Here is a 25,394-nt window from a genome sequence, read left to right as displayed (position 1 = left end):
GAAATCCCCTCACAGGAAGCCCTGCGTGCTGCCCCTCGCATCAAGATGAGGAGGCACACACGAGGGCCCTGAACCGATGATGAGATTTGAAGCAGCGCGAAGCACAAAGACAAAGCAAGCCAATCCACGGCCCCACTGCGCGGCGTGGGCAGCCGAAGGCGGACCCCAATCTTGACCAGGCCGCAGTTGCTGGCATTCCTGTTGCCGCAGTTCCATCGCATTCCGGAGAACGACGCGTGGTGGGGCGAGGGCTTCACCGAGTGGACGAACGTCAGAAAGGCGCGGCCGAAGTTCCACGGCCATCGCCAGCCCCGGGTCCCGCTCGACCAGCGCTACTACGACCTCACCGATCCCGCCACGCAGGACTGGCAGGCCGAGCTGGCCAAGGCCCACGGACTGGGCGGCTTCTGCTACTACCACTATTGGTTCGCAGGCCGCAAGCTGCTGGAGCGGCCTCTCAATTCGGTTCTGAAAAGAGGCGCGCCTGACTTTCCGTTCTGCGTCGCGTGGGCCAACGAGCCCTGGACACGTGTCTGGGATGGTGGCGACCGTCACGTGCTGATGCCGCAGGACTATGGCGGCCGGAGCGATTGGGAGGCGCACTTCAGGTATCTCGAGAAGTTCTTTCGAGACCCGCGCTACATCCGCGTCGATGGATGCCCGGTGATCCTCATCTACCGCAGCGCGAGCATCGCCGAGTGCGATGCCATGCTGGATTGCTGGCGAAGCCTCGCGCTGCGCAGCGGCTTCCCCGGGCTGCACGTGGTGAGCATGCTGACCGTGTTCGGGCGCGACGTGCGCAGTCATCTTTTCGATGCCTATGCCGAGTTCGAGCCCTTCTACACGCATGCGCACCTGCCCGTCCATCTGAAGATCTCCGAGAAGCTCGCGAACGGAGCCAGCCGGCTCTGCTGGAAATACCTGGGGCGGGGCCCGTATGCGCCGCGCAGCGGGGACTACCGGTCGATGTGGCGCGAGATCGCCCGGCGTCCCCTGCCGTCCGGCCACTACCCCGGCGCATTCGTCGATTGGGACAACACGCCGCGAAGGCGATTGGACACGAGCCTGGTCATGCGAAACGTGGATGTCGACACATTCCGCAGCGGCTTCTCCCGGCTCTACGAGCGAGCCAGCCGCGCCGGCGCCCGCTTCATCTTCATCAATGCCTGGAATGAATGGGCCGAGGGCACCTACCTGGAACCGGACGAGGAACTCGGCACGGCCTATCTGGACGCCATCAAGTCCGTGGTCGGTCGCCACGCTGGCCCATAAATAGGTAGACGGCGGGGCTTGCCTTTCGACTGCCTTTCGGCAACGAGGTGGGCAAGTCCCGGTCCGGCTCCGGGCGAGCGGTGGCACCATGCGGGGCATGAAGCTGCTGCTGGTGGAAGACGATTTCGACCTTTCGGGGGTGCTGGCCCGCAGCCTGTCCTCGCGCGGCTTCGAGCTCCTGTGCTGCGCCGACGGCATCGAGGCGCTGGCGGCGGCGCGCAAGAAGCGCTTCGACATCATCGTGCTCGACCTCTCGCTGCCCGGGCTGGATGGCCTCGAACTGCTGCAGCGCCTGCGCGGCGACGGCAACCTGACGCCGGTGCTGGTGCTGACCGCGCGCGGCGCGGTCGGTGAACGCATCGCCGGCCTGAATGCCGGCGCCGACGACTACCTCGCCAAGCCCTTCGATCTGGACGAGCTGATCGCGCGCCTCGGCGCCCTCACGCGCCGCCTCGGTCGCGACGGCGAGCTGCGTTGCGGCCAGCTGCGCTACGAAGCGGCATCGAACGCCTTCTACCGCGACCACAGCCCGCTCGATCTCTCGCCGCGCGAGGCCGGGCTCCTGAAGAGCCTCATGTCGCGCGTCGACCACGTTGTGCCCAAGGAAGCGCTGCGCAATGCGGTCTTCGGCACCGATGACGCGGCCAACGTGGATGCCGTCGAGGTGCTGGTGCACCGTCTGCGAAAGAAACTGCACGGCGCCAGCGTCGAGATCCTCACGCTGCGCGGCGTCGGCTACCTGCTGTGCGACGACGCGAGCACGGCCGCGCAGAAGGCATGACATGGCCGCATCGCCTGCTCCCGGCGGCTTCGCTGCGTGGCTTCCTGCTCGGCTGGCTGCTGGGCGGCTTGTGGCTGACGGTGGCGCTGATCACGCTGTGGCAGGGCGCTGCGACCTTCGCGCGGGTGGCGCAGGCGCAGGACGAGCGGCTCGGCGTGGCCTTGTCGCAGGTCGTGCAGGCGGCGGCGCAGGGCGGGGGCCTTGCTTCGCCACCGCCCATCGCCGAGCCGCTGTCGTACCGGGTGAGCACCATGCAAGGTGAATGGCTGGCCGGCGATCGCACGCTCGCGGCCTATCCGTGGCGCGGCGCCTTGTCCGATACGGGGTTGCCACGGCTCTATGTCACGCAGTGGGGCCGCGTCCCCGCGCGCGCGGCCGCGGCGCTGCGGCACGTGCCCGGCGCGGCCGCAGGCGAAGCGGTGGTCGTGCAGGCGGCCGAGCCGCTGCGCGAGCGCCTCGCGCTCTGGCAGGAACTGCCGAAGACCTTGCTCGCGTGGGTCTACGGGGCCGCCGCCGCGATGACGCTGGTGGTCTGGAGCGGCGTCTCGATGGCTTCGCGCTGGCTCGCGCGCGCCAGCCGGGCGCTCGAGTCGCCGCAGATGGATGCCGCGGCCTACGACGGCCCGTCGGAGCTGCGGCCGGTGGTCGAGCGCATCCATGGCCTGCGCCGCCGTCAGCGCGAATGGGTGGGCCAGCAGCGCCGCTTCCTGGCCGATGCCTCGCACCAGCTGCGCACGCCGATGTCGGTGCTGCGCACCCAGCTGCAGTTGGCCATCGCCGGCGACGTGCCGGCCTCCGAAGTACTTCCGCAGATGCTGCACACCGTCGATCGCGCCACAGGCATGGCCAACCAGTTGTTGAGCCTCACCAAGCTCGAGCAGATCAAGCGTGCCGGCGAACTCAAGCCGATCGATCTGCGCGCAGTCGCGCACGACGCGGTGGTGGAGCTGGCGCCCCTGATCGCCGCCAAGCGGCTCGAGTTCGCGCTCGATGGCGAGGCCCTCCACGCGCCGGCCGATGCGCTGATGCTCGGCGAGCTGCTGCGCAACCTGCTGGCCAATGCGATCCATCACGCGCCGCCGGCCGGGCGGCTCGGCATCGTGCTGCGCGCCTATGCCAATACCACCGAGCTGGTGGTGTGGGACGAGGGCCAGGGCCTGGACGACGCGCTGCGGCCACGCCTCTTCCAGGCCTTCACGGCTGCCAAGGGCGGCGTGGGCCTGGGCCTGTCGATCTGCCGCCAGATCGCCGACGCAATGGGCGCGACCATGGCGCTCTACAACCGCGTCGAGAACGGCCGCGTGGTCGGCGTCGATGCGGTGGTGAGCTGGGGCCAGGGGCCCTGAAGCCGCGCGCCGGCGGCGCCGCCAAGATTTTCGACCGCTGCCCCGATCCACGCGGCACGGAGTCCCTCCGCCTTGGGGCGGCAAGGCGGCGCTCGTGCAGCCGAGGGACAGTGCTTGCCGAGAGATTCGAACCACCAACGGAGATGATGATGAAGAAGACCCACCGTTCCCTCGCCGCGCTGGCGCTCGCCGCCGGTGCATCCCTTGCGCAGGCGCAGTCCGCCGGCCAGCTCAACGTCGTGTGCTCCGTGCAGGACGAGTGGTGCTCGCTGATGAGCACCACCTTCACGCGCAGCTCCGGCATCAAGGTCAACGTGCTCAAGCGGGGCAGCGGCGAGGCGCTGGCCCAGCTGATCGCCGAGCGCGCGAATCCCAAGACCGACGTGTGGTTCGGCGGCACCGGCGACCCGCACCTCCAGGCCGCGGAGCAGGACCTCACCGTCGCCTACAAGTCGCCCTCGCTGCCGCAGCTCCATCCGTGGGCACAGGCGCAGGCCGAGCAGTCCGGCTGGCGCACCGTGGGCGTGTACTCGGGTCCGCTGGGCTTCGCCTTCAACACCGAACTGCTGGCCAAGAAGAAGCTCGCAGCGCCCAAGTGCTGGAAGGACCTGCTCGCGCCCACGCTCAAGGGCGAGGTGCAGGTCGCCAATCCGGCCAGCTCGGGCACCGCCTACACCATGATCGCGACCATCGTCCAGCTGATGGGCGAGGACAAGGCCTTCGAGTACCTCAAGGGCCTGCACGCCAACGTGAGCCAGTACACGCGCTCCGGCACCGGCCCCATCAAGGCGGCGGCACGCGGCGAGACCACGGTGTCGATCAGCTTCGTGCACGATGCGCCGGGCGAGCAGATGCAGGGCTTCCCGATCGCCACCGCGACGCCTTGCGAAGGCACGGGTGCCGAGATCGGCTCCATGTCGATCGTGAAGGGCGCGCGCAATCTCGACAACGCGAAGAAGTTCTACGAATGGGCCCTCACGCCGGCCGCGCAGCAGCTCGGCGTCGCGGCCAAGCAGTTCCAGCTGCCGTCGAACAAGACCACGCCGCTGGACAGCCGCATCCCGGACTTCCGCACGATCAAGTTCATCCACTACGACTACGCGAAGTACGGCCAGTCGGCCGAGCGCAAGCGGCTCATCGAGCGCTGGGAGCGCGAAGTCAACTCGCTGCCCCGCTGAGACGCCATGAACCTCCACGAGAACAACCGCGCGATCGCGCTCTGGTCGGCGCTGGGCCTGGCCGCCTTCGCGCTGCTGCCCTGGTACAGCCTGCCCGACGGCATCTTCGGCCTTCAGGGCATGGGCGAGCTGATGGCCGGGCACGACAGCTCGTCGGCGCTGGCGCAGGTGCTGCTGCACCGCCGGCGGTGGCTGCTGCTCGGCGCCTGGCCGCTGATCGTCGGACTCGCCGTGCTCGGCATGGCGCCGGCACGGGCGCAGGGGCGGCTTCTGGCCTGGAGCGGCGCGCTCGGCGTGGCCGGCGTGCTCGCGCAGGGCTTCCTGGTGGGACTGCCGGACGCGGCCTCGGGCAGCGGCCAGCCGGGCTTCGGCTGGGGCGCGATGCTGGTGCTGGCGGCGCTCATGATGCTGTGCGCCTTCGGCATCGCCCGCTGCGGCGCCTTCAAGGGCGACCTGTTCGTCGCCGCGGCCGTGGTCGGCAGCGCCGGCCTGTTGATGGTGTTCGTCGCCTTTCCGGTGCTGCGTGCGCTGTCCGGCGCCTTTCTCGACGAGTCCGGCCAGCCCAGCCTCGCGGCCTGGCTGGCGCGCATCGCCAGCGAGCGCGTCTGGGGACTCGGCTGCCTGCATTCCAGCAAGAGCTGCGGCGTGGCGTGGAACACGCTCTCGCTGGCCGTGCTCACCGGCCTCAGCACGACCGTGCTCGGCACGCTGCTGGCGCTGATCGAGGACCGCAGCGATTCGCGCGTGCGTCGCGCACTGCGCTTCCTGGCGCCGCTGCCGATCATCACGCCGCCCTTCGTCGTCGGACTGGGACTGGTGCTGCTGTTCGGCCGCGCCGGCCTGGTCAACCAGTTCCTCGAATGGGCCTTCGGCATCGAGCCGGGCCGCTGGTTCTACGGCTGGTTCGGCGTCTGGCTGGCGCAGCTCTTCGCCTTCACGCCGATCGCCTTCCTGATCGTGCGCGGCGTGGTGCAGGGCATCAGCCCCTCGCTGGAAGAAGCCTCGCAGTCGCTGCGCGCCGACGCCTCCAAGACCTTCCGGCACGTGACCCTGCCGCTGATGCTCCCGGGGCTGGCCAACGCGTTCCTGGTGGGTTTCATCGAAAGCATCGCCGACTTCGGCAACCCGATCGTGGCGGGCGGCCAGTTCTCGGTGCTGTCGACCGAGATCTTCTTCGCGATCGTCGGTGCGCAGTTCGACCAGGGGCGCGCGGCGGCGCTGGCCTGGATCCTCACGCTGTTCGCGCTCGGCGTGTTCGCGCTGCAGCGCGGCGTGCTCGGGCGCAGGAACTTCACCACCGTCTCGGGCAAGGGCGATGCGGGTATCCCGATGCGCCTGCCCGATGGCCTGCGGCGTGTGGCCCTGGCGGTGGCGGTGCCGTGGCTGCTGTTCACGCTGGTGGTCTATGTGTTCGCCTTCAGCGGCGGCTTCGTCCAGACCTGGGGCCGCAACTACACGCCGACGCTGGCGCATTTCCGCACCGCCTTCGCCATCGGCTTCGAGAACGGCGGGCTGCAGTGGGCAGGGCTCGCGTGGGACTCGCTCTTCACGACCGTGCAGCTCGCCGCGACGGCTGCGCCGATCACCGCCGGCCTGGGCCTGCTGATCGCCTGGCTGCTGGCGCGCGTGCAGTTCCGCGGCCAGGGCCTGTTCGAGTTCTCGGCCCTGATGGCTTTCGCGATCCCGGGCACGGTGCTGGGCGTGAGCTACGTGCTGGCCTTCAACGTGCCGCCCTTCGAGATGACCGGCAGCGGGCTGATCATCGTGATGTGCTTCATCTTCCGCAACCTCCCGGTGGGCGTGCGCGCGGGATCGGCGGCCTTCCGGCAGCTCGACAAGTCGCTCGACGAAGCCTCGCTGATGCTGCGCGCCTCTACCGCGCGCACGCTGTGGTCGATCGTGCTGCCGCTGCTCAAGCCGGCGCTCGCGGCCTCGCTGATCTACAGCTTCGTGCGCGCGATGACTACGGTGTCGGCCGTGATCTTCCTCGTGACCGCGCAGACCGAGCTGGCAACCACCTTCATCATCGGCCGCGTGGGGCAGGGCGACTACGGCGTTGCGCTGGCCTACAGCACCGCGCTGATCGTGCTCATGGCACTGGTCACGGCCGGCATCCAGTGGCTGGTCGGCGAACGCAGGCTGGGACGGCGGCGCTCGACGCCGACCGCCGTGCGCGTCGAACCCGAACGCGCCGCGCCGATGGCCGCACCGCTATGAACCCCAAGGACATCCTCATGTACGGCTTCGAATTCCAGAACGTCTCCAAGCGCTACGGCGCGGCTTCCGATGCGCCGCTGGCGGTGAAGAGCATCAGCTTCGGCGTCCCCAAGGGCACGCTGACGACCATCCTCGGTCCCTCGGGCTGCGGCAAGACCACGACGCTGCGCATGATCGCCGGCCTCGAGAGCCCCACCTCCGGGCGCATCCTGATCGACGGCGAGGACGTCACCGCCCTCGGCGCCGCCCAGCGCAACGTGAGCCTGGTGTTCCAGAGCTACGCGCTGTTCCCGCACATGACCGTGATCGAGAACGTCTGCTACGGGCTGCGCATGTCCGGCATGCCGCCGCGCGAGGCGCGCGACAAGGCGCGGCAGATGCTCGAGACCGTCGGGCTGCGCGGGCTCGACGAACGCATGCCCAGCGAGCTCTCGGGCGGCCAGCAGCAGCGCGTGGCGGTGGCGCGCGCGCTGGCGCTGGAGCCCGCGGTGCTGCTTTTCGACGAGCCGTTGTCCAACCTCGACGCGCGGCTGCGCCGCTCGATGCGCGAGGAGATCCGCGCGCTGCAGCAGCGGCTGGCGCTGACGGTGGCCTACGTCACGCACGACCAGAGCGAGGCGCTGGCCGTCAGCGACCACATCATCGTGATGGACCAGGGCGTGATCGCGCAGCAGGGCACGCCGCAGGAGCTCTACGAAGCGCCGCAGTCGGAGTTCGTCGCCGGCTTCATGGGCGAGGCGATGCTGTTCGACGGCGTCTGCGGCGAGGACCGGCGCGTGTCGCTCGGGGCGCTGACCGTGGTGGCCGCGCCGGAGGTAGGGCCGGGACCGGTGAAGATCGCCGTGCGGCCGGAGGCCTGGGTGATCGGGCCGGCGGCGAACGACGGCCTCGCCGCCCGAGTCCTCAAGCGGACCTATGTGGGCAGCATCGTGGAGTACACCTTCCGCAGCCCCCTGGGCGACATCTTCGTGGTGTCGCCCGAAGTCAAGCAACCGCTCAACCAGGGCGCGCCGGTGAGCCTCTACCTGGCGGACCACGGTGTGTCCGTCGTCGCTGCGCGGGGCTCCTAGGTGGGGGGGTGGCGGCCAGCGTGCCTCGCGCAAAGGGCGGCCCTGAAGAAAAAATACGGGACAGGGGGAAGACTGAAAAAAATCTTGAAAGGCTGAAAGAAAAATCCCTGGCGATGGAGGGCGGGGGGACGATCTCGAGCAACAAGCGCAAGCGCTTCGCCGCGAATCTTCCCGCAGAAGTATTCGATGCTATCGAGGCACAAACGCGCACTGTGCTGGCGGAGGCTGGGGACCCGCCGGCTCCGGAGGACTCGGCAACCGGCTAGCGTTGCCCGCTCGCTTCCTTGCGGTTCTCGAAATAGGCCGACAGCCGCATCCGCTCCTGCTCGAACCCCGTCATGCCGGCGAGCACCGCCTTCCAGTCGCCGCTGCGGCTGGCCCGTTCGATGTGCTCGCAGGCTGCGGCGAACGCGAGCGCGCCGACCATCTTGCTGGCGCCCGCCATGCGGTGGGCGAGCTGGGTGACCTGCGCAACATCATCGACGGCCGCCGCTTGCCTGAGGCCCGCCGAGTCGTCCTCGCAGGTGCGCCGGAAGGCTGCGAGCACCTCGCCCACCATCGATGCGTCGCCGCCGCAGGTGGCCGTGAGGAGCGCCTGGTCGATCGGCCCGGTGGAGGCGGCTGCCGGCGCGCTCGACCCCGGGGAATCGGCGGCCGGCGCGCGGGCCTTGGGGAGCGGCAGCCATCGATCGAGCTTTTCGGTCAGCTGCGCCAGCTCCACCGGCTTGACCAGGAAGTCGTCCATGCCGGCGGCCAGGCAGGCCTCGGCCTCGCCCTGCAGCGCATTGGCGGTGCAGGCGACGATCGGCACGCGCTCGCGCCACGCGCCGGCTTCGGCGCTGCGGATGCTGCGCGCCAGTTCGTAGCCGTCCATGTGCGGCATGTGGCAGTCGGTGATCACCAGCCCGAAGCGACCCGACTTCCACATCTCCAAAGCCTGCAGGCCGTCGTCCGCCGTCTTGGCGGCATAGCCCAGCGTTCGCACCTGGCGCAGGAGCAGCATGCGGTTGACGGGATGGTCATCCACCAGCAGCACCAGCGTTCCTTCGGTCTCGGCCTGCACGATGTCGGGCGCCGTGCGCCGCATGGCCGCGGCCTGCGGCAGTGCGCGCGCGCCGTCGGCGCCGTTGCCCGGCAGCGCCTCGGCGATCGGCAGCGACAGCTCCAGGCTGATCGTCGAGCCCTTTCCCGGGGCGCTCTCCAGGCTGATCGAGCCACCCATCATCTGAGCCAGCTGCCGGGAAATGACCAGTCCGAGCCCGGTGCCGCCGGGCCGCCGCCGCGCCTCGTCGCCGTCCGCCTGGCTGAAGGGCTGGAACAGGCGCTTCTGGTCCTCGGGCGAGATGCCCATGCCGGTGTCCTTCACCTCGAAGCGCAGGCTTTCCTTTCCCTCCGATCGCCCGAGCCATTGCACATTGATGTCGATCCATCCATCGGAGGTGAACTTGATCGCGTTGCTGACGAAGTTGTTGAGGATCTGCCGCAGCCGCACCGGATCGACCCGCAACGCCGGACTGATGCGGGGGTCGACCATGCGCCGCACGATCAGGCCCTTGCTGCTGGCGTTGCCCAGGTAGATGCTCTGCACTTCCTCGATCAGGCGCTTGACCGAGACGACCTCGGGGCGCACCTCCAGCTTGCCGGCCTCGATCTTCGAGAAGTCGAGGATGTCGTCGATGATGCGCAGCAGCGAGCGGCTCGATTCCCGCACCAACCCGAGCGTCTCGCGCTGCTCTGCGTCCAGCTCGGTCAGGCTCAGCAGTTCCAGCATGCCCAGCATGCCGTGCATGGGCGTCCTGATCTCGTGGCTCATGGTGGCCAGGAAGGTGCCCTTGGCGCGGTTGGCGGCTTCCACCTCGGCGCTGCGCTGCGCCAGGGCCGCATTCAGCCGCTCGATCTCGCGTTCCTTCTTCTTCCTTTCCGTCACGTCCTCCGACATGGTCAGCAGGTAGCGCGGCTGGCCGGCCTCGTCGAGGATCGGGATCTTCTTCGCGTGGAGGACGTGCACGGTGCCATTGCGGGTATGCAGACTCTCCTCGGGAATGTCCACTTCCCGGCCCAGCGCCAGCGCTTCCTTGTCCTTGGCGGTGAAGAAGTCGGCCTCCTCCTTGGAACCGACGAATTCGTAGGCCGTCTTGCCGAGCAGCTCCTGCTGGCTGCGGCCCGTCAGCGTCTCCACGCTGCGATTGACGCGGACGATCTTGAGGTCCTTGGCGTCCTTGACGATGACCTGGTAGGGAATGTGATGGATCACCGAGTTCAGGAACGCGTTGGCCGTTTCCAGTTCGGCGGTACGGAGGTGAACGCGCGCCTCCAGGTCGGCGTTCAGGGCACGCAAGTCGTCTTCCACCTGGTGCAGGGCGGCCAGGTGCTGCCGTTCGGCGATCGCTCGCCGCACCGAGTACCCCAGTCGGCGCAGGCGCAGCTTGATGACGTAGTCCGTCGCGCCGGCCTCCATGCACTCGACCCCCTCCTGCTCGGACAGCAGTTCGGTGGAAATCACGATCAGCAGCATGCCCGGGTGCTGCTGCAGCACCTGCCGCAGCAGCGCCATGCCGGCCACGTCGTAATCGCACAGCACCAGGTCGTAGGCGTGCCGCTGCAGGGCGGAGACGAAGTCCTCCCGGGTCTGCACCCACGTGATGTCGCAGGCCAGGTCCTCGGCCTGCAGCCCCGCCGCGATGCGCTGCGCATCGGCCGGGTCGTCCTCGAGATGCAGCACCCGGATGGCCGCGGGGATCGAAGAGCCTCCGCCAGGCTCGTCGCCGGAAGGAGAGGGGCGAGCCCCTTCGCGTGGCCGGGCGGGGCTCATTTCGTCCCGCCTTGCTCTGCGCGCAGCGACTCGACGACGTCCCTGAATTCCTCGCGGTTGCGTTCGCTGAGCGCGGAGAGCGCCTCGTGCGCCTGCAGGATGCGCTTGTGCACCACGGCCTCGCCGCCGCCCGCGCCCAGCGCATGGAGCTCGGGCGCGGCGGGAACGTCCTCGCGGATCGCGGCCAGCACCTGCTGCATGCTCAGTTCCTCGAACAGGGCCCGCACGGCGGGCGTGACCCCTGCGAGCATCACGCCGCCCCGCGCCACCAGCTCGTGCACCGTGCCGAGGCAGGTGCTGTCCATGTATTCGCAGGCGGAGAAGTCCAGCACCAGGGGTCGTCCGCGCTCCAGCACGGCCACGGCGGTTTCGTGGAAGGCATCGCAATGCATCCAGCTGGCCCGGCCCCGCAATGCGAGGTAGGCGGCATCGACGGTCTCGCCATAGAACGCCACCTCGCCCTCGGGCCGCGGCGCGCCCGATGCGGCCGCCGCGGGGAGCTCTGCGCCGTTGTCGAACCAGGAAGCGCCCGCGTGCGCGTCGACCAGCAGGATGGTCACGTCGTCCCGGTCCGCGCCCGCCGATGCGCCGGTGTGAAGCTGCGCCATCACCTCCTGCGCACTGGACAGCGGCTTGGCGAGCACCTGCTGCACCAGCGCCAGCTCGTGCTCCGAGCCGGAGGGCAGCAGACCGTCGGTGTAGAGAAGGATGCGGTCGCCCGCCAGGAGCTCGAGACGCTCCTGTTCGAAACGCGAGTCCGGCGCCAGCCCGAGTGCGGGCCCGGTGCGGCGGATCAGGCGCGTCTCCCGCCCGTCGCGCGCGTGCAGCACCGGCGGGTGGCCCGCGGATGCCAGCGTGAGACTCGCGTCCGAGGTGTCCAGCAGGCCGAAGACCGCCGTCAGGAACAGGCCGGGCGCGGCGTGCGCCTCGCAGATCGAGCGATTCACCGCGGCCAGCACCTCTGCCGGCGGCAGCGCGAGGCCGGTCGCCGGGTCCACCAGGACCAGCCGCTGCTTGAACAGCACCGAGAGCATCGCCGAGGTGACGCCGTGCCCGGTGGCGTCCGCCAGGTAGAAGGCCAGGTGCTGCTCGCCCAGCCGGATCACGTCGTAGAGGTCGCCGCCCACATGCTGCCCCGGGCGGTACACGGCCTGGATGCAATAGCCCTCCATGGGCGGTGGGCTGCGCGGCAGCAAGGCGCGCTGGATCACCTCCGCACGCTCGAGGTCGCGGCGCAGCACCTCGGAGGTCTCCTGGAGTTCGCAGACCTTGCGCTGCAACTCGCGGTGCAGCCGTTCGCGCTCGGCCAGCAGGTGCCGCCGTTCGAGCGCGTTGCGCACCGCGACGCCCATCTCTTCCGAGTGCGGCGATTTGGGCAGGAAATCGAAGGCCCCCAGCCGGATCGCGGCCACCGCCGAGTCGAAGGTCTCCAGGCCGGAGAGCACGATCCACATGGCATCGGGCACGGCCTGGCGCCCCCAGCGCAGCAGCTCCAGGCCGTCCATTCGCGGCATCATGATGTCCGTCAGCACCAGGGCCACGTCGGGGCGCTCACGCAGGACCTGCTGCGCCGCAATGCCGTCGGCAGCCTCGAGCACCGGTGCGCAGCCCAGGTTTTGCAGCGCCAGCTTCACCATCAGGCGGGCCACCGGCTCGTCGTCCACCACCAGCGCCACGGGAGGGACAGGATCGAGGTTCAATGCAGTCCTCTGGCAGGCTGTTGTGCCTTGCAGGCAAGAATTTTCGGAGCCGATGGACGCAATGGCAAGCGACGCGCGCGGTACCGCAGCCGGCGGCCGGCCGCCCCCTCCAATGTGGGTATGTCCCCCCGGAAAAAGACGAACGCAGCGCGGGTGACATGGGTAACATGTGCTGTCACATCGGCTGACAACCAGATTCATGGTGCCAGTGGCCAGCGGAGGAATGTCTTGCGGCTCACCAAGATATCGTTCGGGTCTTTCCTGCTGTGCGTCGCGAGCCTGTTCGCGTCGTCCCTGGCCTCGGCGCAGTCTGCCAGCCTCGTCGGCATCGTCGAAGGCAGCGCGACGCTGATCCGCCAGACCACGCGCTACACGCTCGCCGAGGGCGTGGCCTTGAACGACCAGGACATCATCGAGACCGCACCCGGCGCCTTCGTCCAGATCGAGCTCCCCGGCGGCGTGCTCGTCGGGCTCGGCGAGTCGACGCGGCTGATGCTGCGGCCCCGCGTCGGCAAGGGGCTGACGGCGCCGCCGCTGTACTTGCTGCAGGGCTGGCTCAAGACCAGCACCGCCGGGAGCTTCGGCTACACCAGCCCCGCCTTCGAGCTGGCGACGCAGGCCGCCAGCACCGTGGCCTACACGACGGGCGCGCCCTACGACGTGTTCGTCGAAAGCGGCACCGCCAAGCTGACGCTGCGCGACAGCCCGCCGACGGTCTCGCAACTGGCCAGCGGCGACTTCGCACAGCGGCGCGAAGGGGCCACACCGACGGTCGCCCGGCGTGCCCCCCCTGACTTCCTGGCCAGGGTGCCGCGCCAGTTCCGCGACCGGCTGCCCGCCCGCGGCGAGCAGTTCGCCAGGCGCCCCGTGGCGCCCAAGGCACTCGGCGAGATCGCCTACAGCGACGTGGCGGCCTGGCTGCGCACCGAGCCGGCGCTGCGTCTGCCGCTGCTGCCGCTGTGGCGCTCGCGCGCGCAAGCCGACCCGGCCTTCCGCGCCGCGGCCAAGGCTGAACTGGCGCGGCATCCCGAATGGGAACCCTATGCCGACCCCGAAGGTTATGCGCGCCGCCTGGCCGAAGAGGCCGAACGCCGGCGCGCCCGCGAAGCCGCGCGCCGGGCCGCAGCCGCAGCGGCAGCCGCTGCCGCCCAGGGCACCCCTGCCGGTTCGGGAAAACCATAGTGAACCGCCGCAGGTCTTGCCGCAACTCAGCGACCACAGACAGCAGGACTGGAGAACCCCATGCGCCTTCTATTCAAGTTCAATCTGATCTTCCTGGTGGTCTTCGTCGCGGGGGTGCTCGGCGCCGGCAAGGTGTCCTATGACCTGCTGCAAGCCAACGCCAAGGAGGAAGTGCTCAACCATGCCCGCCTGACGATGGAAAAGGCGGTGGCGGTGCGCAGCTACACCAACGACCAGATCCGCCCGCTGCTCGAAACGCAGATGAAGTACACCTTCCTGCCCCAGACGGTCCCGGCCTATTCCGCCACCGAAGTGCTGGCGATGCTGTCCAAGAACTTCCCCGACTACACCTACAAGGAAGCGACCCTGAATCCGACCAACCCGCGCGACCGGGCGGTCGACTGGGAAGCCGACATCGTGAACCGCTTCCGCACGCAGGCCGACAAGAAGGAGTTCGTCGGCGAGCGCGACGCGGGCACCGGCCGCTCCCTCTACATCGCGCGGCCGCTGCGCATCACCAATGCCGCCTGCCTGGCCTGCCACAGCACCGTCGAGGCGGCGCCGCGCACGCTCATCGACAAGTACGGCCAGGCCAATGGTTTCGGCTGGCAGATGAACGAGGTGATCGGCGCGCAGGTGGTGTCGGTGCCCATGGCGGTGCCGCTGGCGCGCGCCGAGCAGGTGTTCAAGGTCTTCATGGCTTCGCTCATCGGCATCTTCGTGGCGATCGGCATCGTGCTGAACCTGCTGCTCTACCTGCTCGTGATCCGGCCGGTGACGAGGCTGTCGAAGCTGGCCAACCGCGTCAGCCTGGGCGAGCTCGATGCGCCGGAATTCGCCACCCACGGGCATGACGAGATCGGCATGCTCGCCCAATCGTTTGCCCGCATGCGTCACAGCCTCGACCACGCCATAAAGATGCTGGAAACCTGAGGCTCACTCCCCAACATGGCCGCGCCCATCCCATCCCATGTCGGTCCCTACCCGATCCGCGGCGTGGTCGGCTCGGGCGCGATGGGCATGGTGTACCTGGCGCACGACCCCGCCATCGACCGGCCGGTGGCCATCAAGACGATCCACCGCCGCCTGCTCGAATCGAGCGATGACGACCCGAGCGTGGCGGCGCGCTTTCGCGTGGAAGCCAAGGCCGCAGGGCGGCTGACGCACCGGAACATCGTCTCGGTCTACCAGTTCGGCGAAGACAACGACTGCGCCTACATCGTCATGGAGTATGTCGCCGGGCGGAACCTGCGCGACTACATCCACGCGCCGCGCAAGCTCGAGGTGCCGCATGTGCTGTGCCTGATGCTGCAACTGCTCGACGGCCTGCACTACGCCCACGAGCGCGGCATCGTGCACCGCGACATCAAGCCCGCCAACCTTCTGATCGCCGATGACGGCCGCCTCAAGATCACCGATTTCGGCATCGCGCGCACCGAGTCGTCGAACCTCACCCGCGGCACTTCCGTCATCGGGTCGCCCGGCTACATCGCGCCCGAGCAGTACACCAACAGCGACGTGGACCGGCGCGTCGACGTGTTCTCGGCGGGCGTGCTGCTCTACCAGATGCTCAGCGGGTCGACGCCGTTCGTCGGCACGGACGACGCCATCATGTACAAGATCGTCTACGAGCCGCACAAGCCGCTGAGCCAGGCGACCGACGACGCCACGCTCCAGCCCTTCGACGCGGTGCTCGACCAGGCGCTCGCGAAGGACCCGGCACAGCGCTATGCGACCGCGCTGGCGATGCGAAACGCGCTGCTGGCGCTCGCGACGGAGCCGGTGCCGGATGTGCTCCCGGTCGATATCCTGCTCGCGCCGCGGCTCAAGAGCCCGGACGCGAAGCCCGCCGCCGCGAAGGAGCGCGACCCGTCCGCGCCCTCCAGGCCGGCCTCGGGATCGGTGCCGTTGCCCATCGATGCGGCGACCACACCCCTGACGCCCTCCAAGCCGCAGCCCGTGACCGGCCCGCCCTCGGTGCCGGTGCCGACCGGCTGGGACACCACGGCGCTGGCCGGGGTCGAACGCGAACTGGCCGAGCATGTCGGCCCGGTGGCGCGCGTGCTGGTGCGCCGCGCCGCGCGCGGACTGACCTCGCTGGCGGCCGTGCGCCAGGCCGTTGCCGGCGCGATCGTCGATTTCGAGGCGCGCGAGCGCTTCCTGGCCAAGGCCGGTTCGCCGCCCACCCGCAGCGGCACCGCGGTGCCGACGGCGACCACCCGTTTCCAGGCGACGCAGGGCGCCGGCGACGCGCCGGCGGGCGTGCCGATGCGCGATGGGGATGTCGACAAGGCCGCGGCCGCACTGCTGTCCTCGCTCGGGCCGATCGCGCGCGTCGTCGCCAAGCGCTGCGCCGCGAAGTCGCAGACCCGCGAGCAGTTCGTCGCCTACGTGGTCGAACAGCTCACGCCGAACATGGATGCACACCGTGTGCAAGCCGACCTGTGGCGCGCCCTCGGCTAGGGCCTGCGAGCGCCATGAACACGACCCCTTGCATGGCGTTCACGGGGCTTGACTCGACCGCACCGTGATCGCGCTGCGCGTCACGCGCCGGCCCGGCGCCACCGAACCCGATGCAACGGCGCTTGCGATGCCGCCCGAGGGCCTCACGATCGGCCGCTCCGTCGATTGCGCCCTGGTGCTCGCCGACCCGCTGCGCCTGGTGTCGCGCCAGCATGCGCAGGTGATCGCGGACGGCCAGGCCGCGCGGGTGCGCTGCATCAGCGCCACCACGCCCTTGTGGGTGAACGGCGTGCAGCTCGATCCGGGCGGCGAACGCGCCTTGTCGGTGGGCGACCGCTTGCGCATCGGCGGCTTCGAGCTCGCCGTCGAGCCCGCGGCGGCAGCGGCCGCGCAGCGCTCGCGCCTGGATCGCTGGTTCGACCTGGAAGGCGCGCCCGATCCGCTCGCGGCCGAATCCGCGCTGCCCGCCCTGGCACCTTCGCCCGAGGCGGCAGCGACCAGCGCGGTGGTGTCGTGGCAGACCAGCCGGCATGTGGTGCGCACCGGCACGCCGCTGGTGTCCAGTGCGGCCGCGATCCCGGCGGCGCCGCCGCACCCGCCCCTGCCCTCGCACGTCCCCTTGCAGCCATCGAAGGCGCGGCCTTCGCGCCCCGAGCCGGCCGAGGCTGCCGATTCGACAGCGCCCGCGCCACTGTCGGAAACTCCGGCACCAGTGTCGGCACCGGTTGCGGTGCGGCGGCCCGATCGCCGTCCCGGCGACCTGCCGCCCGAACTGCGGGAGCTTGCCGCGGCTTTCGGTCGCGGCGCCGGCCTGGGCGCCGAGGTCGCGCCGTTGACGCCGGAATGGATGGAGCATCTCGGCGCGCTGTTGCGGGCCACGGCCGAAGGCACGCTGGCGCTGCTGCAAAGCCGCGCGGTCACGAAACGCCAGATGCGCGCGGAGGGCACGCACATCACGTCGCGCCAGAACAATCCCCTGAAGTTCTCGCCGGATGCGACCGAGGCGCTGACGCGCATGCTGCAGCGCGAGGCCAGCCCCGGCTTCCTCGATCCGGTGGCGGCCTTGCACGACGCGCACCACGACCTGCTGGTGCACCAGGTCGCCATGGTGGCCGGCATGCGCGCGGCGGTGTTCGAGCTCTTCTCCCGGCTCGGCCCGGAGGCGGCCGAGGCCGGGGAAGGGCCGGCCCATGGCCTGTCGCGCCTGCCAACGGTCCGCGCGGCCGCCCTCTGGCATCGCCACTGCATGCAGCACGCCCAGCTGCTGGAGCATCTCGACGACGACTTCCAGACCATCTTCGGACGCGAATTCCTGCGCGCCTACGAAGCCCAGTCGCGCCTCGATCCCGACCGCGCACGCGAGGCCGATCCCCCATCGCCGGAGGCGCCATGGCCGGGCGCGCGTTGAGCGTCTCGCTGGCCGCGCTGTCGCAGACCGGGCGGCGCGACTGCAACGAAGATGCCTTCGGCTATTGGGAGGGCGCAGGGTCCCTGGTCGCCGTCCTGTGCGACGGCGCCGGCGGGCATGGCGGCGGCCAGGCGGCATCGCGCGCCGCCGTGACGCACGTGCTGGAAAGCTTCGCGCTCCGTCCCGAGGTGAGCTTCGACGCGCTGCACGGGCTGGTCCAGGGCGCGAACGGCGCCGTCGTCGCGCAACAGGTGGCCGGCACCCGGACGGCCGACATGCGCACCACCATCGTGGTGCTGCTGGTCGACCTCTTCAGCGGCGCGGCGCTCTGGGCGCACGCCGGCGACTCGCGCCTGTACCGCTGGCATGGCGCCCGCTTGCTGGGGCGCACGCGCGACCAGAGCCTCGAGGAGCGCCTGCTCGATGCCGGCCTGAGCGCGACCGCTGCCGCACCGGGGCAGCTGACCTCGGCGCTCGGCTCGCCCGACGGCTTCGACTTCGAGGTGCTGGAAGCCCCGCAGATGCTCGCCGCCGGCGATGCGCTGCTGCTGTGCAGCGACGGCCTCTGGTCGGCCTTCGATGAGCTGGCGATGGCGCGCAGCGTGGCCGGCTGCAGCGACGCCCAGGCGTGGCTCGATCGCCTCGAAGCGGGTGTGCGGCAAGCCGGCCGCAGCGACCAGGACAACTATTCGGCGCTGGCGGTCTGGTGCACGGCGGGTTGAGGCGTCGGGCGAGTTTGTCAGGTCAGACCGCTCGCCGGCTCCTGGGCTTCGGGCCTGGGGTCGCTGGACACACTTGCGAGTGTTGCCGTGAGGCTCGGGTGAGCCTACACCGCCAACACCTGCCCGCCCGAGAGTGCCCCGGTGCCCATCACCGACATCGCCTACGACGACCTGGATCGGCCCTTCCGCACCACCAAGTACCTCCCCACGGCCGATGGCGGCAACCGCGTCACCGAGACCGTCTACAACCTCGACGACAGCGTGCAGTCGCTCAACAAGGCGGTAGGCATGGCACTGGCGCAGGCCTACGTCACCTACACCTACACGCCCAACGGCCAGGTGAACTCGATCAAGGACGCGAAGAACAATCTCACGGTCCACACCTACGACGGCTTCGACCGGCTTGCCAGGACGTATTACCCGCTGCCGGCCACGCCCAACTACGCCAACGCCAATGACTACGAGGAGAACGGCTACGACGCCAATGGCAACGTCACCTCGATGCGCAGGCGCAACGGGCAGGTCGTCACCCAGGCCTGGGACAACGTCAATCGCCTGATCGCCCGGTCCTATCCCAACACGGCCGACAACGTCCAGTTCGGCTACGACCTGCGCGGCCTGAGGACCTCGGCCCAGTTCGCCAACGGAACTCACGCCATCGGCTATGCCTGGGACAACGCCGCTCGGCTGAGCGCCACCACGGCCGGCGGCAAGACCTTGAGCCACAGCTACGACGCCGCGGGCAACCGCATCCGCACCACCTGGCCCGATGGCTTCTACACGACCACCAGCTACGACGCGGCCAACCGCCCGAGCGCGATCCTGGAGAACGGCAGCGTCACCCTGGCCAGCTACGCCTACGACGACCTGGGCCGGCGCACCACGGTGACGCTGGGCAACGGCACCACCATCCAGCGCACTTACGACAGCCAGGGCGCCTTGGCCACCCTGAAGAACTTCCTGGCTTCGCCGTCGCAGGAGGTGCAGTACACGTACACGCGCAACCAGCTCGGAGAACTCAAGAGCGTCGCCTGGACCAACAACTTGTACCAGTGGAGCGGGGCGAGCCATCCAGCAGTTCGAGCAGCAGCGCCGGCTCCGGTGGCCAGCACGCAATCTGCGGAGCGACCTCCTGTGCAGCGGTGAGCGGCCACCAGAGGCTGGCCGGCTTCGGCGGCCAGGCCTCGGTGGACTGGTGTTCGTCCCCGGAGCGCGGCGGCAGAGCGGCGATCGCCGCCTCCAGCGCTTCCGGCCCTTCGGCTGCCGCACCGAGCAGCGAGGCGAGCCGTGCGGCGCTTTCAACCGGTGAGGCCGGTCCGGCAAAGCGTTCGGCCAGCGTCAGCGGAAAAGCGCGCCCCACGCGGTCGTGGGAGGCCACCATGATCCCGCACCAGATTTCGCCTGATGCCGGCAGCGCCAGGTAGCGCCACGGCGCGAAGGCGCCAAGGCGCTCGCGCAGCGCGGCGCCGTCCAGGCGCGTCGCGGCGAGGGCGAGGCCCTCTTGCAGCCACGCATCCCAGTCGCTGCGCCAGCGCGGCGGCAGGCCGCGGCCGACGAAGTCTCCGCGCGCGGGCAGCTTGCCGTACCAGCACACGCGACGCGACGGCAGGCTCACCATGTGGCTTGCGGGCAGCGAAAGCTGGCCAGCTCCCGGAGGGTCCAGACATCGGCCTCGGGCGCGCCCGCGGCGCTCGCTTCAACCTCGAGCGTGCGCGAGTCGACGACGAAGGCCAGCCGCGCCGGCGTGCCCCGCTCGCCCTTCCAGTCGCCGCGCAACAGCACCCGAAGCCAGGCGAACGGGCCCTCATGCACTTCGGCGCCGACGCCCCCGGGGCCGGGCGGCAGGATGCGCATCAGCACCTTCTGCGTCGAGGCGGGCCCGGGCCAGACCAGCTCCTTGGCGCGCGGCGGGCCATTCTCGAAACGCAGCAGCTGGCCATCGACATCGATGCTGAACTGCAGCAGCTCGGCATCCATGCGCCTGGGCGTGAGGCGCAGCCTGAGCTCGGGCAGGGGTGCTCCGGCGGGGAAGAACAGGGCGCCGATCGCCGCCGCCCGCTCGAAGGCCGCCGGCATGCCCGCATCAACGGGCGCGCTGCGCGCCTTCCACGGCCGGCCCGAGGTATCGACGCGTTCGGCGAGCTGGTTGCGCCGGAACTCGTCGAACAGGCCGCCGGGGCCGAACAGGCGCGCGAAATCCGAGGGCGCCATGTCGCGCGATGCGGCCGCGCCAAAGGGGAAGCGCTCGCGCGTCAACGCGCTGCAGGTCTGCGCCAGTTCCGCCAGCGCCGTATCGAAGCCCGGCTTGGCGCCGCCGCGCGAGCGGATCCATGTCCCGAGGCCGCTGTAGACCTTGCGCAGCGCGGCCGGCGCGCGGGCGGCCTCGGCGCGCAGGGCCGCGTCGAGCTCGGCACTGGCGATGTCGGTGCGCTTGGCGGCGGCCAGGGCCTGGAGGCGGTCGAGCGCCTGCGGCCCGGCGCCGGCGGCGTAGTCGCCGAGGGCGCCGAAGCGGGCCCGCAGCGCGTCATCGAAGGCCGCCTCGGCCGCGCTGCCGCCCTGCGCAGTCGCGCTGAACTCGTCCGCCAGGCGCGTGTAGAGGCGGCGCAGCGGCGAATCGGGCGCCATGAGCGCCGTGGCCTGGCGCGCGGCGCCCTCCGCATCGCTGCCGGTCGCCAGCGCCAGGGCATCGAGCTGGCGCGACCAGGCGGCGATCACCCGCTGCGCCTGGCGCTTGGCGACCTGCGCGGCGATCTCGTCGCGCCAGGCGCGGTCGCTCTTCAATCGCCGCACGTCGCCGCCGCTGTCGCCGAGCACCCAGTCGGCGTCGTTCGCGAGCTCGTCCAGCGTGGGCTCGAGCGCGGGCAGGAGACGGCGCCGCCAGTCGCCGGCGCTGGAATGCGCCGGCATCGGTCCGGCGCCCGACGCCGCGAACACCAGGGCACCGGCGGGGCCGAGGCGCGCGGGCAGGTCCATCGGCGGCTCGGGATCGGCCACGCGCCGCAGCAGGCGCTCGTGCACGCGCTGCGCCAAGGGCAGCGCCGCCAGGGCGCTGCGCGCCGCACGCACGCCTTCGTCGTCGGCCCGCATCGCCTCGGGCAGTCCGCTGCGTTCGAGCAGGGTCGCAAGGTGGCGTGCCCATTCCGGGCGTTCGCCGGCGCCGCTGGCCTGGCCCAGGGCCTGCTCGGCCCAGGGCCGCAGCTCGCCGCGCACCAGCCGCTCCGGGCGGGCCAGCATCAACGACGCGCGCAAGGCCTCGTAGCGCGTCGCACTGTCGTCGGCCTCGCGCAGGTCGCGGCGCAAGCGGGCGATGAGCAAGGGCGCCAGGCTGCGATCGAGCATCTCGCGGTAGGCCTGCTCCGCCGAGCGCGCCAGCCGTGGCCCCTGGAACAGGCCGAAGCCGAAGCCGGCGGGCGGCTCGTTCGGATCGATGCCGTCGTTCGCGGCCAGGCGTTCGAGCAGCGAGTAGAGCGGCAACACCTGCTCGAGGCTCGCCGATTCCAGCGAACCGATGCGCTGGGTCAGCTGCTCGACGCGCGTGCGCACGGCATCGACATAGTCGAGGTTGCGCCGGTAGCTCTGCCACCACAGGGCCGAGGCGGCGAGCAAGGCCGTGCCGGCGATACCGGCACCGGCCATGGCCGCGCGCCGGCGCCAGCGCAGCCGCTGCAGCCGCTGGCCGGCCAGCGGCGCTTCGGCGATCACCAGCTGCCTGAGCAGCGAACTCAGGAAGAAGGATTTGCCGCCGGCATCGGGCCGCACCAGCGGCTTCAGTGACAGGCCGTGGCTGCGTGCGAGTTCGCCGATGACCCGGTCGATCGGATTGCCTTCCTGGGTGCCGCTGGTCAGCGCGACCGCGCGCAGGCGCTGCGCCGGCTCGACCGCAATGCCGGCGAAGGCCTTGCGCACGAAGCCTTCGAGGGGCGCGAGCAGGGCTTCGACCTGGGCGGCGAAGGCGTAGATCGGCAGGCGGCGCTGCGGCGTGTGCTCCTGCTGCAGCAGCTCGGGGCTGCGTCGCGCCACGCGCTGCCCGAGCTCGGCCAGGCGCGGTCCGAGGTCGGCCGGGATGCCGGGCGCATCGGGATCGAACACCAGGCCCCAGAGCTGCTCGCGCTGCGTGGCGTCGAGATCCCCGAAGCTCTCGACGAAGCCGGCCAGCAGGTCGGCCTTGGTCACCAGCAGGTAGATGGGAAAGGCCAGGTCGAGCTCGCGGCGCAGTTCGTCCAGGCGCGCCGCGATGGCCGCAGCCTGGCGCGCGAGTTCGGCGCCGCCCTGCAGCAGGTCGGGCACGCTCACCGTGACGAGCACGCCGTTGATCGGCTGCACCGGCCGGTGCCGGCGCAGCAGCGCGAGGAACTGCTGCCATTCGCGAGCGTCGGCCGCGGCGTCGCTGTCCTGCGTGGTGTAGCGCCCCGCCGTGTCGATGAACACCGCGTCCTGGCTGAACCACCAGTCGCATTGGCGCGTGCCGCCGGTCCCCGCGAGCGGGTCGCGCCCGAGCTTTTCTGCGAGCGGAAAGCGCAGGCCCGAATGCAGCAGCGCCGTGGTCTTGCCGCCCCCGGGCGCACCGATGATCAGGTACCAGGGCAGCTGCTGCACCTGGCGCCGGCCCTGCCACCAGCGCCCGGCACCCTGGGTCTCGATGCCCTGCCGCAGCATCGCGAGCGCCTGGCGGAAACGCTGACTCAGCGCCGGGCCGGCATCGCCGGATTCGAGGCCCTTCAGCAGGCGCTCGTTGCGCCGGCGGGCCAGCAGCAGCCGCAGCGCCCGCCCGCCGAGCAGCAGGAGCGCGGCCAGCGCCAGCAGGGCGAGGCGGGCGCGTGGGCCATCGAAGGGATGCCAGGCGCCGACCGCGAACAGCGGTGCCGCGAACCACAGGAGCACGCCTGCCGCGCCGAGGTTCACGGCGCCTTGCGCGAAGCGGGTCGATGCCTTCATTCCGGGAACAGGACGATCTCGACACGGCGCTGCGGCTTGCCGCCCGTGGCATCGACGCGCGCCTCGACCGCCAGCCGCGCATCGCCGAGTTGCGGCCGCAGGACGTCGGCGGCCCCGCGTGCCCATTCCATCGCCTGGTGCCAGGCCGAGGGCGTGCCGGCCGTGGGCGGGTCGCTGCCATCGGTGTAGCCGACGACGAGCACCTTGCCCGGCAGCCGGGTCAGCGCGGCGCCGACGCGCTTCAAGGGGCCGCTGGCGTCGCCCAGCGTGTCGGCGCCGACCACGACCACGCTGCGCAAGGCCTCGTCGCGCACCGCCAGGCGGCCCGCCTCGATGTCCTCGCGCAGGGTCGAGGCGAGCCGCGGCGGCGCTGCCGTCGTGCCGGCTGCCGGCAGGGCCGTGGCACTGCCGGCGGGCACGAGTCGCTGCAAGGAGGCCAGCACGCCGTCGACGCGCGCCGCCAGCTGCAGCTGGCTGGCGCTGTAGACCCCGACTGCCAGCACGCCCAGCAGCAGCACCGCGGGCAGCGCGATGCGGGGCGCCCGGGGCGGGCTGGCGGCGGCCGCGGCGCAGTGCCAGGGCGCCATCAAGGCCGGCACCGGCGCCGCCTGTTGCAGCGCGAGGTGCACGCGCGCGCGCAGCTGCTCGTGGTCGCGGTTGTCCAGGGCGCGGCTCGCGCGCAGGCCCAGGCTCAGGCAGGTGTGGAAGAGCTCGAGCAGCGCGCGGTGCTCGCGCGGCTTTTCCGCGAGCCGGCCCAGCAGGCGCAGCAGCTTGTCGCTCCCGTGGGCTTCGCCGTGGAAGCGCTGCAGCAGTCCGGCGCCTTCCGCGCCCCACGGCGCCGCCTCGAATTGCTCGTCGCCCCAGGCGCACAGCACGTAGCTCGCGGCCGCGACGCTGGCTTCGTCCACGCCGGCCGCGCGGGCGTCGGCTTCGAAGCGGTTCACCGCCGCAGCCAGCGTGCGGCGCAGTGCCTCCGGGTCGGCGGGGGTCGCGTCGCGCAGGCCGGCCATCAAGGCGACGAGGGGGAGCGCCTGGGCGCGCAGGGCACGCGCGGCCGCCGGCTCGTCGACCTCGTCCGACGGGCCGGGCGCCGGCGCTGCGGTGGCGGCGGGCCGCTTCACTTGGCCCACCCCAGTTGCAGCTGGCGCGCCTGCGCGTCCACGCGGGCGCGCGCCAGCGTCCCGACGGGCAAGGGCAGGATCGCGCGCCATTGCGCGTGCTCGATCTCCCGGAACGCACCGAACACCGCGAGGGCACGCGCATCGGCGCTCAGCTCCAGGGCCAGCTCGCGCGCTTCGCCGGGGCGCAGGTGGAGGCTCTCGCGCACCAGCACGTTCGAGCCGAGGGTCGCCTCGTCATCGTCGTAGAGGCTGTCGAAGCTCGCCTTCTCGAAGCCGCTCGCATCGCGCAGCACATAGACCCGCAGCGCCAGCGAGGCCGAGGCGTTGCGCGCGTCGGTGTTCAGGCTGCGCTGCGCCTGCACCAGCAGTTGCAGGCTGCGCCGGGGCCCGGCCAGCGCCGGCGCCGCCCCGGGGTTGAACATGAAGTTCACGACCATCGAGGTGTTGACCCAGGGGATCTGGCGCTGGGCGGTGTCGCGCAGCACCTTGACGCGCACCGCCTTCATCATTTCCTCGACCTCGACGCCCTCGGAGCGCAGCTCGGTGGCGAGGTGCTTCGTGTAGATGCTGTTGCCGCCGATCGGGCCGTCCTCGGCGACCCCGCCGGGCGCTGCCGAGAAAGCGATGAGGGCGCCCGGCGCCGCCATCTCGGCCAGGCCGTTGGCGTTGCGCGAACGGCCGCGCGCCGCGAAGGGGTCGTTGCGGCAGGCGTCGATGATGAAGATGCGGGCACGTGGACGCACCCGGTCGATGTGCGCGAGCAGCGCTTCGTTCAGGTCGATGGCCTCGTCGCGCACCTCGGCCTCGTCGCGCAACGCGATGTCCACCGGCAGCAGGTAGTTGCGCCCGCCGATCTGCACGCCGTGCCCGGCGTAGTAGAAGACCGACGCGACCTGGTCGTCGTCCATGCGGCGCGCGAATTCCCGCAGCACGCGCTTGAAATCCCGGGCATTGAGGTTGAGGTACTCGCCCACCTCGAAGCCGAGGGAACGCAAGGTCTGCGCGATGAGCCGAGCGTCGTGCTCGGGGTTGTTCAGGGGAATTTCAGGGTATCGCCCGTTGCCGATCACGAGTGCGACCCGGCGCTGCCGGGTGGCTTCGACCTTGGGCTGCGGCTGGGCGCGGCAGAGGCCGCTCCACAACACGGGGACGAGGCCGAGGCAGGCAAGAAGGCGACGGCGACTCAT

18 protein-coding genes and 1 pseudogene are annotated in these 25,394 nt (G+C 70.8%); 13 read left to right on the top strand and 6 right to left on the bottom strand.

Features of this window, described 5'->3' with window-relative positions:
* Positions 1 to 171: 171 nt before the first annotated feature.
* The 7 genes from J2739_RS11905 (at position 172) to J2739_RS11875 (ending at position 8,130) form a co-directional block, all read left to right on the top strand.
* Positions 172 to 1,272 carry a glycosyltransferase WbsX family protein gene (locus J2739_RS11905; protein ID WP_309901789.1) on the top strand — a complete coding sequence of 367 codons (1,101 nt, stop codon included), beginning with the start codon at positions 172 to 174 and terminating at the stop codon, positions 1,270 to 1,272.
* Between the two features lie 97 nt (positions 1,273 to 1,369).
* Positions 1,370 to 2,053, top strand: a complete 684-nt coding sequence (locus J2739_RS11900) for a response regulator transcription factor (RefSeq protein WP_309901787.1) — start codon at positions 1,370 to 1,372, stop codon at positions 2,051 to 2,053.
* A complete protein-coding gene (locus tag J2739_RS11895) occupies positions 2,050 to 3,399 on the top strand; it encodes a sensor histidine kinase (protein WP_309901785.1) in 1,350 nt (449 codons plus the stop codon). The genes J2739_RS11900 and J2739_RS11895 overlap by 4 nt, the downstream gene beginning before the upstream one ends.
* A gap of 149 nt (positions 3,400 to 3,548) precedes the next feature.
* The gene (locus J2739_RS11890) at positions 3,549 to 4,577 is read left to right on the top strand and encodes an ABC transporter substrate-binding protein (protein WP_309901783.1); all 1,029 of its coding nucleotides are present in this window, start codon (positions 3,549 to 3,551) and stop codon (positions 4,575 to 4,577) included.
* A 6-nt stretch (positions 4,578 to 4,583) separates the two neighbouring features.
* Complete coding sequence (locus tag J2739_RS11885) at positions 4,584 to 6,794, top strand: ABC transporter permease (RefSeq protein WP_309901781.1); 2,211 nt, start codon at positions 4,584 to 4,586, stop codon at positions 6,792 to 6,794.
* A gap of 17 nt (positions 6,795 to 6,811) precedes the next feature.
* Complete coding sequence (locus J2739_RS11880) at positions 6,812 to 7,864, top strand: ABC transporter ATP-binding protein (protein WP_309902127.1); 1,053 nt, start codon at positions 6,812 to 6,814, stop codon at positions 7,862 to 7,864.
* 8 nt (positions 7,865 to 7,872) lie between these two features.
* Positions 7,873 to 8,130 (top strand): hypothetical protein, encoded by a 258-nt coding sequence (locus tag J2739_RS11875; protein ID WP_309901779.1) that lies wholly within the window; start codon positions 7,873 to 7,875, stop codon positions 8,128 to 8,130.
* On the opposite strand, the gene J2739_RS11870 is transcribed toward J2739_RS11875, so the two are convergent.
* Both J2739_RS11870 and J2739_RS11865 read right to left on the bottom strand, forming a co-directional pair.
* The gene (locus J2739_RS11870; protein WP_309901778.1) at positions 8,127 to 10,676 is read right to left on the bottom strand and encodes a response regulator; all 2,550 of its coding nucleotides are present in this window, start codon (positions 10,674 to 10,676) and stop codon (positions 8,127 to 8,129) included. The two genes, J2739_RS11875 and J2739_RS11870, sit on opposite strands and share 4 nt — an antisense overlap.
* Positions 10,673 to 12,376, bottom strand: coding sequence for a SpoIIE family protein phosphatase (locus J2739_RS11865; protein WP_309901776.1), 1,704 nt, complete (start codon positions 12,374 to 12,376; stop codon positions 10,673 to 10,675). Before J2739_RS11865 ends, J2739_RS11870 begins: the two co-directional genes overlap by 4 nt.
* 228 nt (positions 12,377 to 12,604) lie before the next feature.
* On the opposite strand from J2739_RS11865, the gene J2739_RS11860 reads away from it, so the two are divergent.
* The 6 genes and pseudogenes from J2739_RS11860 to J2739_RS28000 all read left to right on the top strand — a co-directional run.
* The gene (locus J2739_RS11860) at positions 12,605 to 13,558 is read left to right on the top strand and encodes a FecR family protein (protein WP_309901774.1); all 954 of its coding nucleotides are present in this window, start codon (positions 12,605 to 12,607) and stop codon (positions 13,556 to 13,558) included.
* A 60-nt stretch (positions 13,559 to 13,618) separates the two neighbouring features.
* Positions 13,619 to 14,491, top strand: coding sequence for a c-type heme family protein (locus J2739_RS11855; protein WP_309901772.1), 873 nt, complete (start codon positions 13,619 to 13,621; stop codon positions 14,489 to 14,491).
* 15 nt (positions 14,492 to 14,506) lie between these two features.
* Positions 14,507 to 16,021, top strand: coding sequence for a serine/threonine-protein kinase (locus J2739_RS11850; protein ID WP_309901770.1), 1,515 nt, complete (start codon positions 14,507 to 14,509; stop codon positions 16,019 to 16,021).
* A gap of 64 nt (positions 16,022 to 16,085) precedes the next feature.
* Positions 16,086 to 17,429, top strand: a complete 1,344-nt coding sequence (gene tagH, locus J2739_RS11845) for a type VI secretion system-associated FHA domain protein TagH (RefSeq protein WP_309901768.1) — start codon at positions 16,086 to 16,088, stop codon at positions 17,427 to 17,429.
* Positions 17,411 to 18,151: a PP2C family protein-serine/threonine phosphatase gene (locus J2739_RS11840; RefSeq protein ID WP_309901766.1), complete on the top strand. Its 741-nt coding sequence runs from the start codon at positions 17,411 to 17,413 to the stop codon at positions 18,149 to 18,151. The genes tagH and J2739_RS11840 overlap by 19 nt, the downstream gene beginning before the upstream one ends.
* A 288-nt stretch (positions 18,152 to 18,439) precedes the next feature.
* A pseudogene (locus J2739_RS28000) lies at positions 18,440 to 19,114 on the top strand (RHS repeat-associated core domain-containing protein); the annotation flags it as partial.
* A 55-nt stretch (positions 19,115 to 19,169) separates the two neighbouring features.
* Here the strand turns inward: J2739_RS28000 and tagF are convergent.
* Genes tagF through tssJ form a run of 4 tightly spaced genes read right to left on the bottom strand, consistent with a single transcriptional unit; the run spans position 19,170 to position 25,394 of the window.
* The gene (tagF, locus tag J2739_RS11830) at positions 19,170 to 19,769 is read right to left on the bottom strand and encodes a type VI secretion system-associated protein TagF (protein ID WP_309901764.1); all 600 of its coding nucleotides are present in this window, start codon (positions 19,767 to 19,769) and stop codon (positions 19,170 to 19,172) included.
* Positions 19,763 to 23,086 (bottom strand): type VI secretion system membrane subunit TssM, encoded by a 3,324-nt coding sequence (tssM, locus tag J2739_RS11825; protein ID WP_309901762.1) that lies wholly within the window; start codon positions 23,084 to 23,086, stop codon positions 19,763 to 19,765. The genes tagF and tssM overlap by 7 nt, the downstream gene beginning before the upstream one ends.
* Entirely contained in the window at positions 23,083 to 24,207 is a 1,125-nt protein-coding gene (locus tag J2739_RS11820; protein ID WP_309901761.1) for a DotU/TssL family secretion system protein, read from the bottom strand. The genes tssM and J2739_RS11820 overlap by 4 nt, the downstream gene beginning before the upstream one ends.
* Positions 24,204 to 25,394 carry a type VI secretion system lipoprotein TssJ gene (gene tssJ, locus J2739_RS11815; RefSeq protein WP_309901758.1) on the bottom strand — a complete coding sequence of 397 codons (1,191 nt, stop codon included), beginning with the start codon at positions 25,392 to 25,394 and terminating at the stop codon, positions 24,204 to 24,206. Before tssJ ends, J2739_RS11820 begins: the two co-directional genes overlap by 4 nt.

Origin of the sequence: Variovorax soli, assembly GCF_031454625.1 — a bacterium.
GTDB classification, from domain to species: Bacteria; Pseudomonadota; Gammaproteobacteria; order Burkholderiales; family Burkholderiaceae_C; genus Variovorax; species Variovorax soli_A.
Note: the sequence above shows the minus strand (reverse complement) of the source record. Positions and strands in the feature narration are given on the sequence as shown.